Source organism: Pseudomonas sp. WC2401, from assembly GCF_041200115.1.
GTDB lineage: Bacteria > Pseudomonadota > Gammaproteobacteria > Pseudomonadales > Pseudomonadaceae > Aquipseudomonas > Aquipseudomonas fragi.
On sequence record NZ_CP165623.1, the window covers coordinates 1,701,759 to 1,717,852 of the forward strand.

Below are 16,094 nucleotides of genomic sequence, written 5' to 3' on the forward strand. Positions count from 1 at the left end.
TTACTGCTGTGCAGCTTAGAACGTGGTGCGCAGGCCGACCTCAATACCGCGTCCTGGTGCGGGGGCGATGTCGCGCAAAATAGAACTGGCATATCGCACGGTCTGGTTGGTCAGGTTGTCGCCTTTGACAAACGCCAGCCACTGGCTGCTGCCCACATCGAAGTGATAGCCGGCGCTGGCGCCCAGGGTTGTGTAGCCATCGGTGCCCGATTCGTTGGCCGGAACACGGCCCTGATTACTGGCGTGCTCGACATCAATGCGCGCCTGCCAGCGCTCTAATTCCCACAGCAGGCCGCTGCTCAGTCGCAGGGGGGCAATGCGGGGCAAGGCTTCGCCGGTGTCGAGGTTGGTGGCGCGGGTGTAATCGCCGGACAACTCCAGGGCAAATTTGCCGTAGGCACTTTCGCCGAGCTTCCAGTGATCCTTGGCTTCAAAGCCGGTGAAGCGTGCCCTAACCCCGGAGTAGGTGTATTCCGGAATACCGTCTGCGTCAGGTTCGCCTTCGTCGTTCAGTGTACGACCTGTGCCCAGCAGGCCGATGTAATTGGAGAAATGGCTGTAGAACACGCCGACGCTGCCTTTGTGGGTACCATTGTCAAAGCGCAGGGCCAGGTCGCTGGACACGGCTTTTTCCTTCGACAGGTTGGCGTTGCCCACTTCATAGGTGCCGGTGGCGACGTGGGCACCATTGGCGTACAGCTCGTAGAACGTCGGGGCGCGCTCGGTGTAGCCCAGGGTGGCGGCCAGCGACCAGATCGGGGTGAGGGTAAATACGGCACCCGAAGACAGGCTGCCCGCGGTGAAGCTTTTGGAGCGGTCGGCCGCGGCAAAGCGTTCGTTGCCCTTGGCATCCGGGTCGACCACGGTGCGTTCAAGACGCCCGCCGAGGCTGAGCTTGAGGCGTTCAGTGGCTTGCAGCTCTTCGAGCACGAACAGGGCGCCGCTGTTGGTGTCGGTCTGCGGCACAAAGGCTTCTTCGCCCAAGGCCGAGAACTCGTTGCGATTGACCTGCGCGCCAATCACCCCCTCAACCGGGCCAATCGGCACATGGCGCGCCTCGACGCGGGCTTCGTAGCCTTTGTTCTTGAACGTGGTGCCAACTTCGCCACCCTCGATTTCACGGTGTTCGTAATCTGTGTAGCCGGCGTCTATTTTCAGCGAGCTGAACGGGCCTTGCAGGTTGCGGATTTCGGAGGCAAAGGCGTAGTGATCCTGCTTCATGCGGATGCGTACATCCTGCTCCGCCGGTGAACCGTAGTTGGCGTCGTAAGTGCTGTACGACAAGCCTGCGTAACCATCCTCCCATGTGTAGGAACCGCCCACGGCACCGCCGTCCTGACGACCATTACTGTTGCCCAAACGGCCTTTTTTCTCGTCAGCGTCTTCGCTTTCAGGCGCATGACGGCTACGCGCATAACCCGGGATTTTCAGGTCATTGAACTCGCGGGCGTTGGCATCCAGATGCAGGGCGAAGGTGCCATCACCGGCTTCCAGTTTGCCAGCGCTGCTGCGCGTGGTGTCGGCGCCGCCGTAGCGCAGTTCACCTGCACCGTGAATGCCGTCGATGGCGGCAGTGGGGATGCGGTTGTCAAAGGTATTGACCACGCCGCCGATGGCGTTGCCGCCGTACAGCAGGGCGGCCGGGCCACGGACGATTTCGATGCGCTCAACGTTGACCGGGTCCAGCGGCACGGCGTGATCGTAAGACAGCGACGAGGCATCCAGCGCCCCGACGCCGTTGCGCAGGATGCGAATGCGGTCGCCATCCAGGCCGCGAATGATCGGTCGGCTGGCGCCCGGGCCGAAGTAGGACGAAGACACGCCCGGTTGTTTATTGAGGGTTTCGCCCAGGCTGCCTTGCTGGTGCAGGGTCAGGTCGTCGCCTTCCAGTACGGTGGTGGGCGACGCCAGTTGGGTGTTGCCCAAGGGGTTGCCGGTAATAACTTGCTCCGGCAGGTCGAGGGCGTAGGCCGGGGAGGCGAGCAGCAGTGCGGTGGCGAGCGGCGTTAGACGAAGGCGTCGCAAGTGACGCGGGAAGGCAGGGGAGGACATTGCAAGTTCCTTGGCAAGGTGACGAAAGAAAGTGGCGCTGAGCGCTCTTCGATTGGACAGTAATAGTTACAATATAACATCACTTTAATCTGGCAAAGCGGAACTTTCATTTCGACCCCGGGTCACGGCTAGACTTGCTGGATTGCAAATGCACTTCCCCCTGAGCAGGTGCTCGGCTAAGGTGCGCGGCTTTCTCTCTTTTGCTTTAAAGGCCCGTCATGACTGAACCCAACAACAACCCATTGCACGGCGTGACGCTGGAACAGATCCTCACTGCGCTGGTGGCGCATTACGAGTGGCAGGGGCTGGCCGAGCGCATTGATATTCGTTGCTTCAAAAGCGACCCGAGCATCAAGTCGAGTTTGACGTTCCTGCGCAAAACCCCCTGGGCGCGGGAAAAGGTCGAAAAACTCTATGTGAAATACGCGCGTACCAAACGCGAGCTGTGATCGGCCGATGAGTGCTTTGTCAAAGCACCGGCTTTGCTTGCTGTTGGCGATCCTGGGCTGGACTGGCCTGGCGATTCAGCTTGAGCTGGTGCTGCTGGCCCGTTGGGAAAGCGGGGCGAGTGTGGTGGGCGGGCTGCTGAGTTACTTCAGCTTTTTCACCATTTTGACCAATACCCTGGCTGCCTGCGTGCTGACTTATGCGGCAGATAACCGCCCGTCAAAAGGCAGGGCGTTTTTCTTGCAGCCGTGGGTCAGTAGCGGTATTGCCGTGAGCATTATCGTGGTGGGCGCGGCGTACAGCCTGTTGTTGCGTCAACTCTGGCAACCCGAAGGCCTGCAGTGGCTGGCCAATGAAATACTGCATGACGTGATGCCAGTGCTGTTTGCGTTTTACTGGTGGTTTTGCGTGCCCAAGGGGCTGTTGCGCCTGAGTCATATCGGGCTTTGGGTGCTGTATCCGTTGCTGTATTTCGCCTACATCCTGCTGCGCGGGCACCTGCTGGGTGTGTACCCGTATCCGTTTGTCGATGTCGAAAAGCTGGGTTATGGGCAGACGTTTATCAATGCGGGCGGGATTCTGGCGGGGTTTGTGGCGGTGGCAGTGGCGGTGGTGGCGGTGGATCGCTGGCGGGGGGCGCGATCTTGATGCTTCCAGCTTTTGTGGGAGCGGGCTTGCTCGCGAAAGCATCCCCCCGGCGCATCAGGCAATCCGGGTTGTTGCCATCGCGAGCAAGCCCGCTCCCACGGGATTTAGCGGTGTGTCTTACTCTTCGGTACTGTCATCCAGGCGCCAATAGCCCACAGCCTTGACGAACTCTTCATTCAAACCATGAGTGTCGAGCAATACCCGGCGCACCTTGCGCGACAGTGCGCTTTCGGTGGCTACCCAGGCGTACAGTTCACCCTCAGGAATGCTCAGCAGTTCGACGGTCTTGAGCAGGTCCTCGCCCGGCACATCACGATGTACCCAGATCACTTCGACCGACGCGGCACTGTGCAGGGGCTGCTCCTCAAGAGCGTTTTCCACCTCTACCACCACTAAAGCGCGGCGATTGGCGGACAGCTCTTCCAGTCGACGGGCGATGGCCGGCAGCGCGGTCTCATCGCCGATCAGCAGGTAGCTGTCGAAGATGTCCGGTACGACCATCGAGCCCCGCGGCCCGCCGATATGCAGGTATTGCCCGGGCGTGGCCTGGGCGGCCCAGGTGGCGGCAGGGCCGTCACCGTGCAATACGAAATCGATATCCAGTTCAAGAGTGTCCAGGTCAATGCGGCGCGGGGTGTAGTCGCGCATCGGTGGCATGTTGCCCTTTTGCCCGGCACCCAGTTCCAGGGTTTCCAGCGCGGTTTGCTCTTCGGCAGTCTGGGGGAAAAACAGTTTCACATGGTCATCGCTGCCCAGGCTGACAAACCCCGCCAATTGCGGGCCACCCACGGTTATGCGGCGCATGCGCGGGGTCAGGTCGACCACGCGCAGCACTTCAAGTTTACGACGTTTGATTTCATGCATGACCCGATGGATGACCTGGGGGTTGGCAGCATTCATTGCGCGTTCTCCTGGGCGGCAGCGGGGCCGTCGACGATGGCTTTGGCGGTGTTGTTGAGCAAGTCGCGCACCCGCAGGATTTCGGCCGGGTTCCAGCGGCCGTGGTGCATTTGCAGGGCGTGACGCAGGTTGTGGATGGCTTCGTGGATCTCGGCCGGGCGGTCATGGCCGCGCAGGGAGCGCTTGCTCACATCGATGCGCATCCGCACGCCGTCCAGCGCCACGGCCTGATCGCTGAGGAACTGGCGACCGGCGTCGGTCACGGTGTAGCGTTTTTTCCCGCCTTCGGCGTCGCCCTGGATCAGCTCGCTCTCTTCAAGGAAGGTCAGTGTGGGGTAGATCACACCGGGGCTGGGGCTGTAGGCGCCGTCGAACAGGCCTTCGATCTGGCGGATCAGGTCGTAGCCGTGGCAGGGCTGCTCGGCGATCAACGCCAGCAGCAGCAATTTCAAATCACCCGGGGCAAAGACCCGGGGCCCGCGGCCACCGCGTTCGCGACCGGGGCGTTTCTCGAAGCCGTCTTGACCCGCGCCATGTTCGCGGTGATGGGGATGATGGTCTCTCATTGTCTTTTCGCTCTCTCATTAAGTTAGACATAACTTAAGATATATCTTAAGAAATGTAAAAACCCAATCGACGAACGGTAATGATTCTCATCAGGCGCTAAAAACTGTGGGAGCGGGCTTGCTCGCGATGGCATCGACGCGGTTTAACTGAAATACCGCGCTGCCTGGATCGCGAGCAAGCCAGCTGCCACAGGTTGGCTATTTTGCTGCGGTTTTTACCGGCGCTGGCGCCTGGCACAAGGTGTTGGTACCCGGTTGCAGGTAGGGTGTGAGGATCGGGGCCATGCCCTTGAGCACTTGCACCGGCAGGGCAGAAGTGAATTTGAAGGCCTCGGCCGAGCGCCCCGGGACGAACGCGGTCAAGGTGCCGAAGTGATGCTCGCCGATATAAAACACGAATGTGGCTGTGCGATTGATCGATTTGGAGCTGAGGATACGTCCGCCAGCGCCCATGCTTTCGATACGGTTGTCGCCGGTGCCGGTTTTGCCGCCCATGGCCAGCGGTGTGCCGTCATCGAGTTTGAAACTGCCCGACACCCGCCGCGCCGTACCGGCATCCACCACTTGTGACAGGGCCTCGCGCAGGGCTGTGGCCACTTCGCTGGGCATTACCCGCACGCCAGCGTCGGGGTCGTTGATCAAGCGGGTTTCGTAGGGGGTATCGGCGGCGAAATGCAGGGTATCAATGCGCAATACCGGCAAACGCACGCCATCGTTGAGGATGATGCCCATCAGTTCGGATAGCGCCGCCGGACGGTCTCCCGAGCTGCCCAGTGCCGTTGCAAGGGAAGGTACCAGGTGGTCAAAGGGGTAGCCGACCTTTTGCCAGCGCTGGTGGATATCCAGGAAGGCTTCGATTTCCAGCATGGTGCGGATGCGGCTGTCGCGGGCGCTCTTGTGCCGGCTTTTAAACAGCCAGCTGTAAACTTCCTGACGTTCATGTTCGCTGGCGCTTACGGCTTGCTGGAAAGTGGCCTGCGGGTTATTGAGCAAATACCCCAGCAGCCACAGATCCAGCGGATGGACCTTGGCGATATAGCCCTGGTCAGGCAGGTTGTAGGCGCCGGGGCCATAGCCTTGGTACAGCTTGGTCAGGCGCTCGTCGGTAATTTTGTCGCTGGTCAAATGCGAGCGAACAAAGCGGTTGAAGGTGGCCTGGTCGGCATGGGGGAAGAGGTAGCGATGCACTGCCGACATGCGGATGGCGGTGGGGTGCATGCTGTCCAGGAATGTGTCGAGGCGGGCCTTGGAGTCCTTGCCGCGGTATTTCTTCCAGAACTTGAGCATGAATGTGGTGCCTTCGCGGTCAGCGAATCGGCTCAGGTATTCCTGGCGCAGCGGGTTGCGGTCGTCGCTGAGCAGGTCGGCGTTGTTGCTCGGTGATTGATAACTGGCGTAGCGCACCACGTCGCGCATCAGGCGCACAAACGGCAGGTTGATCGATTCGCGGATGGCATCGCGCAACGTGGCAACGCGGTTGTTGTCCTGGCTGCGGAAGTTGTGGAAGTGATGCATGCCACCACCGGTAAAAAAACCTTCGCCGGGGTTGGCGGAATACTGGCGGTTGAGCGCGGCATCCAGCATGGGGGCCAGTTGTACCTTGGGGTTTTCGAGCAGGTACGCCAGCGCCCAGCGGGTGATCGGGTCCTGGTTGGTGGCGGTGATTTTTTTCAGCGAGGCACTGGATTGGCCGCCATAGCGGTCATGCAGTTCGGCAATGATCTGCAGATAGGTGGTCAGCACCCGCAGCTTGGCAGTGGAGCCCAGCTCCAGTTTGCTGCCTTCATTGATATCGAAGGGCTGGTCGGTGCTGTCGGTCTGCACCCGGGCCCTTGCGCCGTCCGGGGTCAGCTCGAACAGGGTGAAGCTGTAGCGTACCTGTGCTGTGCTGGTGGGGGTCAGGAGGTAGGGGCCGAGCAGGCCGATTTTCCCGGCAAAAGCGGGATCTGCCAGCTGTCGCAGATAGTCGCTGACCTGGCTTTGCAAGTCGCCCTGCAAGGTGCTGGTGGCTGACAGGTCAAGGCGGTCAAGGTCATACAGGGGGCGTTTGAGGAGCACCGAAAGACGGCTGCGGGCCACACTGATGCCCTTGTTGGTTTCATTGGGTTGAAGGGTGGGCGCTTGCGCCCAGTCACGGTAAGTCACGCGGCTGGCCAGCGCGGCGGCGGTCAGTGGCGGGTCGATCACATTGTTTTGTGCCAGCAGGCGGATATGGCTGTCGGTCAGTTGCGCCAGTTCCTCGCGGCCCTTGGCCAGATAGTGTGACGGCCTGCGCTGGGCGATCATCAGCGACAGCACCTCGCGCAGGGCCAGGCCTCTTGACGCCAGGCTTTTGGCATCCGTGGCGGTGCTGCTCAACTGTTCATTGACCTGATTGAAGTCGGCGCCGTACCACACCCGCAACCCTTCGGCCATGCCGTGGACTTCGCCGTGGCCGGGCACAGCCGACAGCGGCACGCTGTTGAGGTAATCACGCACCACCTTTTGCCGGGCGGGCAGGGTTTGCGGGCCGCCCTGATAGGCGCGCACGCTGGCCGAAATCATCTGGCGCAATTTTTCACCGCCCGACAGGGTCAGGCCATCGGGGGAGTGCCGGTACTTTTCCAGTTGGGTGGCCAGGGTGCTGCCGCCCGCAGATTGCCCCGGCAGGTGCAGCAGTTTTGCCGCCTGGGAGTAGGCTGCTACTGCAAAGCGCGGCCAGTCCACGGCAGGGTTGGCCTGCGGTTGCTGGGGGTCGAGCAGGTCGCGGTTTTCAATAAACAGCAAGCTGTGCACCACCAGCGGGGGGATGCTGGCAAAGCTCGAATAAAGCTGCTGCGGGTAGTTGTACTGATACAGCGCGCTGCCTGCGCAGTCGGTGATCGATAGTCCGGTCTGAATTTTTTCTGGATAGGGTACGAAAAAGCCTTTCTCGCTATAGCTCATCAGCGCTGGTGAAAAGCGGTTTTGTTCGGTGATGACGTAGTCACGTTTTTGCAGGCGCGGCAGAAAGTCGCCCAGAGCGCTGTAACCCAAGCGTTTATCGAAGGGGCCTTCGCCCGGGTAAAACATCGCATCGCTGGGCCCTGCATGCATCGAGTAGCTCAGGGACGCGGCAAAGCGGCTGAACTCGCGGGCTTGCAGTCTGGAGCTGCGCACCTCCTGGGCAATCACAAACCCCAGCACAACCAGTGCGCCGAGCACGATCATGCCGAACACAAACCAGCCATAACGCCTGGGTTTTGGCACGTTGGGCGTCGGTACAGAATCGTCCTTGGTTGCTGATGCTGCCCTTGTCTTGCTGGTGCCGGAATTCCACTGTACGCCCATAGTCGACAGATCCACGTACGCATATTGGTTGCGCTTGATAGAAGCGTAGACGCTGGCGGATGCAGGCGAAAAATTTGTGGGGCTTATCTGATAATTCTGTAAGCAAGGTCTATTGAGTAAGGCTCAAACCTGCAAAACCGAGGTACAGGTCTCGCGGGGCATTTGCGTGTAAGTGCAGGAATAGAGCCCTTACGGTGGGTAAATAGGTCCTAGGTAGGGGCATGACTGTGCACCAACCCTGTGCAATACTCGCCGCCGATCTCAGCAGGGCATTTCTCTTTTGATCCAACGGCCTACAAAGCCAGGGCTGATCAAAAGGCAGGACGGGTGATCCGCCGGTCTTTTCGAACGCTTTGTTGATGTATACCCAATAACAATACGAGGTTGTACATTTATGCCAGTCGGCAACCACCAGCCCCACGCAGACAGCGTGCAAGGCGGCCCACTCAAGCGTGAACTGGGCGAGCGCCATATTCGCCTGATGGCACTTGGCGCCTGTATCGGCGTAGGCCTGTTCCTGGGCTCGGCCAAGGCTATTGAAATGGCCGGCCCGGCCATCATGCTGTCCTATATCATCGGTGGCCTGGCCATTTTGGTGATCATGCGCGCACTGGGCGAAATGGCCGTGCACAACCCTGTGGCCGGCTCGTTCAGCCGCTACGCCCAGGATTACCTCGGCCCGTTGGCCGGGTTTTTGACCGGCTGGAACTACTGGTTCCTGTGGCTGGTGACCTGCGTCGCAGAAATTACCGCCGTGGCGGTGTACATGGGCATCTGGTTCCCCGATGTACCGCGCTGGATCTGGGCCCTGGCGGCGCTGATCAGCATGGGCTCGATCAACCTGATCGCGGTCAAGGCATTTGGCGAGTTCGAGTTCTGGTTTGCCCTGATCAAGATCGTCACCATCATTGCGATGGTGTTCGGCGGTATCGGCATTATCGCGTTCGGCTTCGGCAATGACGGCGTCGCGCTGGGTATTTCCAACCTCTGGACCCACGGCGGGTTCTTGCCCAATGGCATCCAGGGCGTGTTGATGTCCCTGCAGATGGTGATGTTCGCCTACCTGGGCGTGGAGATGATCGGCCTGACTGCAGGCGAAGCCAAGAACCCGCAAAAGACCATCCCGAGTGCGATTGGCTCGGTGTTCTGGCGCATTCTGCTGTTCTACGTCGGCGCATTGTTCGTGATTCTGTCCATCTACCCGTGGAACGAGATCGGCACTTCGGGCAGCCCGTTTGTGATGACCTTCGAGCGTCTGGGCATCAAGACCGCGGCCGGCATCATCAACTTTGTGGTGATTACGGCGGCCCTGTCGTCGTGCAACGGCGGTATTTTCAGCACCGGGCGCATGCTTTACAGCCTGGCGCAAAACGGCCAGGCCCCGGCCAACTTCGCCACCACCGCGAAAAACGGGGTGCCGCGTCAGGCCTTGCTGCTGTCGATCGCCGTGCTGTTGCTGGGCGTAGTGCTCAACTATATGGCACCGGAGAAGGTGTTTGTGTGGGTGACGGCCATTGCCACTTTCGGCGCGATCTGGACCTGGCTGATGATCCTGCTGGCGCAACTGCGCTTTCGCAAGAACCTGAGCCCGCAGGAAGCCGCAGCCCTGAAGTACCGCATGTGGTTGTACCCGTATAGTTCCTACGCGGCTCTGGGGTTCTTGCTGATGGTGGTAGGTCTGATGGCCTACTTCGAGGAAACCCGAATCGCCTTGTTCGTCGGCCCGGCCTTTTTGATTCTGCTGACCGTGCTGTTCTATGTGTTCAAGTTGCAACCGACTCAGCGCACACAGACCAACTGATCAGGTGGGAGCGGGCTTGCTCGCGATAAAGACACCGCGGTGGGGCAGACCCACCTCGGCGTTCCTATCGCGAGCAAGCCCGCTCCCACAACAGCTATCGCTATTTGCGGTTCAGGCGCTTGTTCCAGTCCAGCCAGGCCGCCAGTACGGCCATGATCCCGACGCCCATCAGGGCGCTGAACACTTGCATCACCAACCTGTCACCGCCCAGTGCATTGAGCATGTCGGCCAGCGGTGCCAGGATCACCCCCAGGCAGAACACTTCCAGCGAATACCGACCCATGCGGCAAGCCTGGCGGGCAAACCAGTTGTTTAGCCAGTCGCCGTGGGGCACCACCTTGGCCACGACATAGGCCAGCGCCAGAAAATGCAGCAAGCGCACCGGGGACAGGTTGGTCTTGCTGATCGGGTACAGGTGTTCGCCCAGCCATAGCGGCATGATGGCATCGTGAAGTTGCGGCCATCGCCATGACAACGCCAGCAATCCGGTGATCAGTAGATAAACCGTGGCCCCCACAAACAGCGGCTGGCGCCATAACGGCCGGCTTGCAGGCGCATTGCTCCGCTGCGCATGGAGCGCCGCCGCTCCGCCCAGAATAAACAGGAACTGCCAGGCCATCGGGTTGAAAAACCACACCCCGCCTTCCTGCGCGGCCAGGTTCCACACCGGCGCCAGCAAGTACAGGGCCAGGGACACGGCAACCACATAGCCCGCCTTGCGCAGCAGCATTGGCAGCACCAGCGGCAGGCCGAGCAACAGCACTATATAGAGCGGCAGCGGGTCCATCAGGTTGGGTTTGAAGCGCAGCAGCAGTTCGTCGGTGAGCGCCTGTTGCGGGTTGCTCAGGAAGTACTGCAAGCCCATTTCCTGCACCAAGTCACGGGTTTCGACGTGGCTGTTGGCAAAAAACACGATGCCCATCAGCACCGCGAGCAGGAAGATATGCACCACATACAGCACCCAGGCGCGGCGCAGGATTTTTACGCTGGCGAGCAGGAAACCGTCGCGCCGGGCGATTTTGCCGTAGGCCAGCACGGCGGCATAACCGGCCAGAAACACAAAGATCTCCGCCGCATCACTGAGGCCGAAATTGCGCACGGTCAATTCGGCCAGCGGGTTGTGCGGGATGTGGTCCCAGAGAATAAAAATCAGCGCCAGCCCGCGAAAAAAATCAATGCGCTGGTCGCGTCCGGTCTGCATCACGGCGAGTACTCAAACAAGAGGTTTAATTAAGACCGAATGGCGCAGCAGAGGTTGCGCGCCGGGTATCGGCGGCGCGCAGGGTGCGGGTATTGCGGAGCAAATGCAAAGGTTGGCTATTACATAATGTCTCAACTACTGCCCGGGGCTGCCCGGCAGGGCCTTGCGCTCCAGAATCCGCTGGGTGATCAGCTCCAGGGTGCGCCTTTTCATGCGTTCTATCTGGACAAGTTCTTGCTGGTAGGTGGCTTCGGTCATGGGCTGGCCGGTGAAGATTTGTTGCTCATCGATATCCAGCGTGCGGGCCAGGGCCTGAAGCTCGCCCTGCAGGCGCTCGCGGGCCAGGGTATCGGTGCTGTCGTGGGTGTCAGCCCAGGCTTGCTGTTTTTCCTGCAGGGTCTCGATGTTTTCGTAGCGTTGCGTGTAGGGCGCGTTATCACGCTGGATCTCGTCGTTGTAGGCTGATTCCAGATAGTCGCGCCAGGTGCCTTCCTGCACCAGTTTATTGGCCAGGTAGCCGGGCCGGGATTCATTGTTGAGCACAATCTGGCAGGCCGCTTCGACCTGTTGCGCCGAGGTCATGGCCTGGGCACGGAACTGCATATGGGTCGGCTGCCAGGGCAGCTCAAGGCGTTGCCCCAGGTCGACTTGATAGATCAGTTGCACTTCGAGCAGGTCGGGCTTGAGCCGCGAGCGCTGCGCCTGTGTCAGCTCGGGGTTGGCCAGGGCTTCGTGGTAGGCCAGGGTCTGCAGATCGAACTGGCTGCGGGCGATGTCATCCAGCTCCAGCAGGCGCACCCGGCCTTTCATGAGTTTCAACAATGCAGCCTCCCTGGCTGCGCCCTGCAATGATTCGGCTTCTCGCAGCAGCAGCTTGAAACCGAAGCGGCTGAATACCGTGGACGCGCGGTCAACGCAGTTGTCATGCTGGGTGGCGCCGACAAACAGCTCTTCGCGAAATTCCTCGTCCCGGGCGGCTTCGAGGATGCGCCAGACCTTGTCGGTCAGTACCTGGCGGTCGTGGACAAAATCGGCACTGGCCACCAGATCATTGATCACCCTGAAAAACGGCGTGTGGCCGGGGCTGGCTTGCAGTGCATGCCACAGTTGCGTCCTGGCTGCGCGCTGGGGTGCAGGCAAATCGATGCTCAGCCAGTTGTTCACCGGTTGTGCCACAGGCGCGCCGTGGTCGCGTATCTCCCGGGGCAGGCCCAGGCGCTCGCGCAGTTCGTCCACCCGCTCGGCGCTGCTGGCCTGCAGCGGATTATCGTGCAGCCGGGTACCTGCCAGGCGCTCGCGGGGCATTGTGTAAAAGCCGTCGGGCAGCGCGACAATGGCGTTGTCGCGCAGGTCCAGCGAGTTGAGTTGCGCCAGTTGCTCAAGCCCCGCAGGCCATTGCGTGAGCCCGGTATCGCGCAAGTTGAGGTTGCGCAGTTGGGCGAAACGGGTGAAGTCCGGAACCGCGGTCAGGGTGTTGCGGCTCAGGTCGATCACATTAAGCTGGGTCATTTCACCCAGCCTGGCAGCGACCCGGGGCGTCAGGCGCAAACGGTTGTTGCCCAGATGCAGTTGCTGCAGGTGTTCCAGGTCGAACAGGGTTTCGGGGAGCTGGCGCAGGTACGCCGACTCAAGGCGCAACACTTTCAGGTTCGGGAAGTGGCTGAGGAATGCGCCAATGCTGGCGTCCAGATATACGTTGCTGATGTGCAGCGAGGTGACATGGCTGAAATCGGCGCTCAGGGCGGGCAGCCGGCCCAGATTGAAACCGCTGAGGTTGAGTGCGTAATCCACGGATAACTGGCCGCCCTCGACAGAGCGCCGCCAGCATTTCATCAGTTTTTGTGCCACCCGCTCCTTGTCGCGAATATGCACGGGGCGCGAGTGGCCCTCGGAAACCCGGATCAGCTCCAGGGGCTCGGCGATCCATTGCCTGAGCAGGCCAATCTGGGTTTTGTACTCAAGGTTGAGTGCTTCTAGGCGCGCGATGCCAGCGCGGCTGTTGAGGTTTTCAAGGCCCAGAAAGTCCTCCACCACCTGGGGGTGGTGCATGGGAAACAGTTTTTGCAGCAGGTAGCGGATCCTGCGCGGCTTCGATTGCAGGCAGCCGATGGGCGCGCGGGCACACAGCCGGGCTTCGCGGGCAAAGGGCGGATAACCCGGGCGGCCCTGGGCCAGGCGCAAAGGCGAGGGGCCACGGGGTTCGGGCATGCCCAGCAGGGCTCGGAGCGCCTGGCGATTGGCGGGCCGTTGCAACAGCGCATCCTTGAGCGCCCGGCCCTGGCCGGTATGGGGGAAGCCCAGCGCTGCCCGTTCCGGGTCCGGCAAGGCATGCAGCACCGAGGCGTAGATATCGTCCAGCCCGTGCAGCATCTGCTCGTGGCCGTTGTAGGTCTGGTAGTGGCTGCCCTGCTTAACCAGCACTTTGCGGATCGGTGCATCCTGCGCACCGATGTGATCCAGCAAGAGGCCGCCCGGGGTGTGCTCGCGGATCTCGATCCGGGTGTTTGCCGGCCACCCGGGCATGCGCTCCAGACTGTGCATGATCAGCTTCTGGGTATCCGGGCTGATGCCGTAATCAAAAAACCAGCCGTCATAGGCGTGGGCCAGGCGGGCCTGGTCGACCAGGCGCCGGGCTTCCTCGGCCAGCCGCAACGGAATGCCGACGCCCTCCTGTAAGGCTTCGCGCTCGGCCGAGGTGGCGGCATCGATTATTTCCCTGGCTGCAGGGGCGGGCAGGTTCGGCCAGGCCGTGGTCAGTTGCCTGACCAGCGGGTCGTGGCTGCGGTTGGCCCTGGCATAGTGGGCACCGAACAGTTGCTCGCGCTGCTGCCGGGCACGCCGGGCAATTTTGCTGCCGAGTTTTTGCGCCTTCTGCGCCAGGGTATCGGCAAAATCACGGCCAATCAGTGCCTCTACCTCGTGTTCGTCCAGGGCCTGGAGCACGGTCTGCAGCAGCTCGCCGCGCTGGACCTGGCTGTCGAGCACCTGAATCACCGGCACCTTGGCGGTGCCGCCATTAACGTATTCGATGATGGTCCGGCCCTCGCTGTCCAGGCAGCGCAAGGCCTTGGACGCGGGCCAGAACTCGACATCCACCAGCACTTGCAGTTGCAGCAACGGGTCGGCGGAGCCATCGTGGGCCTGCATTTTGTCGATAAAGATGTCCAGGTCGCGGTTGACCCTGAAGCGGTTGATTCCGTCGGCCAGCAAGCCGGGCGGCGGTTCCAGTTCGCTGTGGGTGCGGCGCAGGTGCGACAGGTCAGTGTCGCTGGCAAACAGCAGGGCATGTGCCTGTTCGTCGCTCAGGCCGTGCAGAGCCGGGTCCAGGCGACGGACAAAGCTGGTGTCGGGCCATTGTGCGAGTTCTTCGGCTTCATGGATCCAGGCTCCGTGGCCGTTGGTAGCGATATGCGGCGCATAGTGGCCTGGGTCGGTAGGGTGTGGCAGGCGCCAGCGGCTGTCTGCGCTCTTTTGCACCTTGTAGTGCTTGCCTTCGAGCGCCAGCCAGGATTCGCCGTTGCGGGTCAGCAGGCCCATTGCATCGGCACTGGCTGATGGTTCGAAGTGGATGGCGCTTTCAAAAGGCCCGAGGTCGGGCTTCCACAAATGTTTACGGCCATCCGCCAACTCGATTAGCTGCAGTTCCTCGACAAATGGCGACACCGCCACCGGCGCCGGCCGGGGCACACCGCTGGCCAGCTTGCCCGCTGCTGCGGTAAAGGCCAGGTTCAACAGCACGTCCTTTGTGTAGCCCCAGGCCAGGCCTTTTTCCGATTGTTCCCAGGCTTCGATGCCGTGATAAATCTCGGTCATCATTTGCGCCGCAAAAACCACCATCATCACCTCGCCTAGCCCTGGCACAAACAACGCCTCGACATTGAGGATGGTGAGGGCGGCATCCAGATAGTGCTCCAGCCGGTCGAGCAGCGTCAGGCGATTGATCTGCGCGGTGGGCACGGCGAGAAATTGCGCATCGGCCAGCAACTGGCGGCACCTGCGCTCATGCAGGTGCTGGAACAGGCTGCCCTGGATCGGCGAGGGTTGCATATAGAACGGGTCAGCGGCCAGTTCCCGGAACCCTGCATCAAGGCGTTTTTTCAACGCCAGTTTTTGCGCCTGGGGCGCCAGATGGAGAAAGAACTGCCGATAACCGTCCAGTTGCATTTTTGCCTTCAGATCGGCGCCGGCGGCACGCAGGGACGCGTATTGCTTGACGCAACTGACGGGATCGCCGGGGATATACACCACACAGCGCGGATCCTCTTCAAGTGCAGGGGCGTGCAGAATGACCAGGGCGTTCAATTCAATGGCGTCCAGGGTCATGGACTCAAAGGCCAGCGCCCGGCCATTGAACAGTGCGCCTTCATTGCCCCGGCAATAATCAACCAATGTGGCGTGGGTGCTGGCAGTTATATGGTTTTTCATTAGTGCAATATCGGCCTGCACCCGCAGCGTATTGCGTTCATGTTGAATGAATAGTTGGTCCAGCCGGTACTTATCCACGACTCTGGGCGGGCTGAAGATGGATTCCAGGTGCTGCTGGTAGCGCCCGCCGATATCCAGCCTGCGGCACAGGCTGGCAAAGGCCGTGGGCTCGATGGCCAGGGTTCTGGGCAGCGGGTCGCGAAAGCTGTTGGATTGATGGCTCCACAGGTACGAACCCCGGGGGATGCCGCCGGGGCTGGCCTGCTCCTGCGCAAAGTTGTGCAAGGCCGCCTGCAGCAGGGTCAGGGTATCTGTGCGCTCTACCTCGTCGGTAAAGGCATTGAGGGTGGTAAGGCCGATGACGTTCTGCCTGACGTTGCAGGCGATGCCGAACTCCTTGAGCAGTGCCTGCTCCAGCAAGGGCACGGCAAATGACTCGACCGAACCGATCTGCTCCAGCACCTTTTGCACCGCTTGCAGGGACTGCTGGCTGAGGGCGCGGGAGGCATGCAACGCCTGGCGCTGCGCCAGTGGTGCGTCGGTATACCAGTCCGGCAGTTGCAACTGATGGCTGCTCAAGCGCCGGGCGAAGTCTGCAGACAGCGCCGGTAATGTTGCGCTGGAACGGCTGGTTATAAAGTCATGATGAATGCCGAGTTCATGCAAGTTCGCAGCAGACTCGGCCAGTGAGGGTGTGGGCATGGAATAACATCCTTGAGTTGAATACCAGACTCAGTCTAGAAAG

At 60.9% G+C, this 16,094-nt stretch carries 9 protein-coding genes; 3 read left to right on the forward strand and 6 right to left on the reverse strand.

Translation table 11 applies throughout. The annotated features are described in order from the left end of the window. Window positions 1–15: 15 nt before the first annotated feature. On the reverse strand, window positions 16–2,052 hold the full coding sequence (locus AB3G35_RS07795) for a TonB-dependent receptor (protein WP_169869497.1): 2,037 nt from the start codon (window positions 2,050–2,052) through the stop codon (window positions 16–18). Between the two features lie 218 nt (window positions 2,053–2,270). On the opposite strand from AB3G35_RS07795, the gene AB3G35_RS07800 reads away from it, so the two are divergent. Together AB3G35_RS07800 and AB3G35_RS07805 are read left to right on the forward strand one after the other, a co-directional pair. Next, window positions 2,271–2,501 (forward strand): VF530 family DNA-binding protein, encoded by a 231-nt coding sequence (locus AB3G35_RS07800; RefSeq protein ID WP_016779656.1) that lies wholly within the window; start codon window positions 2,271–2,273, stop codon window positions 2,499–2,501. A 7-nt stretch (window positions 2,502–2,508) separates the two neighbouring features. Further along, window positions 2,509–3,147: a Pr6Pr family membrane protein gene (locus AB3G35_RS07805; protein ID WP_169910802.1), complete on the forward strand. Its 639-nt coding sequence runs from the start codon at window positions 2,509–2,511 to the stop codon at window positions 3,145–3,147. Window positions 3,148–3,264: 117 nt separating this feature from the next. Here the strand turns inward: AB3G35_RS07805 and AB3G35_RS07810 are convergent, their stop codons facing one another. The 3 genes from AB3G35_RS07810 to AB3G35_RS07820 all read right to left on the reverse strand — a co-directional run bounded on the left by AB3G35_RS07810 (window position 3,265) and on the right by AB3G35_RS07820 (window position 7,922). After that, window positions 3,265–4,047 carry a siderophore-interacting protein gene (locus AB3G35_RS07810; protein ID WP_016779658.1) on the reverse strand — a complete coding sequence of 261 codons (783 nt, stop codon included), beginning with the start codon at window positions 4,045–4,047 and terminating at the stop codon, window positions 3,265–3,267. Next, complete coding sequence (locus AB3G35_RS07815) at window positions 4,044–4,613, reverse strand: PadR family transcriptional regulator (RefSeq protein ID WP_016779659.1); 570 nt, start codon at window positions 4,611–4,613, stop codon at window positions 4,044–4,046. The genes AB3G35_RS07810 and AB3G35_RS07815 overlap by 4 nt, the downstream gene beginning before the upstream one ends. A gap of 198 nt (window positions 4,614–4,811) precedes the next feature. Continuing rightward, window positions 4,812–7,922: a transglycosylase domain-containing protein gene (locus AB3G35_RS07820; protein ID WP_369782462.1), complete on the reverse strand. Its 3,111-nt coding sequence runs from the start codon at window positions 7,920–7,922 to the stop codon at window positions 4,812–4,814. Between the two features lie 394 nt (window positions 7,923–8,316). On the opposite strand from AB3G35_RS07820, the gene AB3G35_RS07825 reads away from it, so the two are divergent. After that, window positions 8,317–9,723 (forward strand): amino acid permease, encoded by a 1,407-nt coding sequence (locus tag AB3G35_RS07825; protein WP_016779661.1) that lies wholly within the window; start codon window positions 8,317–8,319, stop codon window positions 9,721–9,723. A 100-nt stretch (window positions 9,724–9,823) separates the two neighbouring features. Here the strand turns inward: AB3G35_RS07825 and AB3G35_RS07830 are convergent, their stop codons facing one another. Both AB3G35_RS07830 and AB3G35_RS07835 read right to left on the reverse strand, forming a co-directional pair. Then, window positions 9,824–10,924: an OpgC family protein gene (locus tag AB3G35_RS07830; protein WP_169844884.1), complete on the reverse strand. Its 1,101-nt coding sequence runs from the start codon at window positions 10,922–10,924 to the stop codon at window positions 9,824–9,826. A 135-nt stretch (window positions 10,925–11,059) separates the two neighbouring features. Next, the gene (locus AB3G35_RS07835) at window positions 11,060–16,051 is read right to left on the reverse strand and encodes a dermonecrotic toxin domain-containing protein (protein WP_369782464.1); all 4,992 of its coding nucleotides are present in this window, start codon (window positions 16,049–16,051) and stop codon (window positions 11,060–11,062) included. Between the last annotated feature and the right edge of the window lie 43 nt (window positions 16,052–16,094).

Excerpts from the sequence above, each read along its gene's own strand:
- AB3G35_RS07795 (WP_169869497.1), bottom strand. The coding sequence starts at position 2,052 with ATGTCCTCCCCTGCCTTCCCGCGTCACTTGCGACGCCTTCGTCTAACG.
- AB3G35_RS07800 (WP_016779656.1), top strand. The coding sequence starts at position 2,271 with ATGACTGAACCCAACAACAACCCATTGCACGGCGTGACGCTGGAACAG.
- AB3G35_RS07805 (WP_169910802.1), top strand. The coding sequence starts at position 2,509 with ATGAGTGCTTTGTCAAAGCACCGGCTTTGCTTGCTGTTGGCGATCCTG.
- AB3G35_RS07810 (WP_016779658.1), bottom strand. The coding sequence starts at position 4,047 with ATGAATGCTGCCAACCCCCAGGTCATCCATCGGGTCATGCATGAAATC.
- AB3G35_RS07815 (WP_016779659.1), bottom strand. The coding sequence starts at position 4,613 with ATGAGAGACCATCATCCCCATCACCGCGAACATGGCGCGGGTCAAGAC.
- AB3G35_RS07820 (WP_369782462.1), bottom strand. The coding sequence starts at position 7,922 with ATGGGCGTACAGTGGAATTCCGGCACCAGCAAGACAAGGGCAGCATCA.
- AB3G35_RS07825 (WP_016779661.1), top strand. The coding sequence starts at position 8,317 with ATGCCAGTCGGCAACCACCAGCCCCACGCAGACAGCGTGCAAGGCGGC.
- AB3G35_RS07830 (WP_169844884.1), bottom strand. The coding sequence starts at position 10,924 with ATGCAGACCGGACGCGACCAGCGCATTGATTTTTTTCGCGGGCTGGCG.
- AB3G35_RS07835 (WP_369782464.1), bottom strand. The coding sequence starts at position 16,051 with ATGCCCACACCCTCACTGGCCGAGTCTGCTGCGAACTTGCATGAACTC.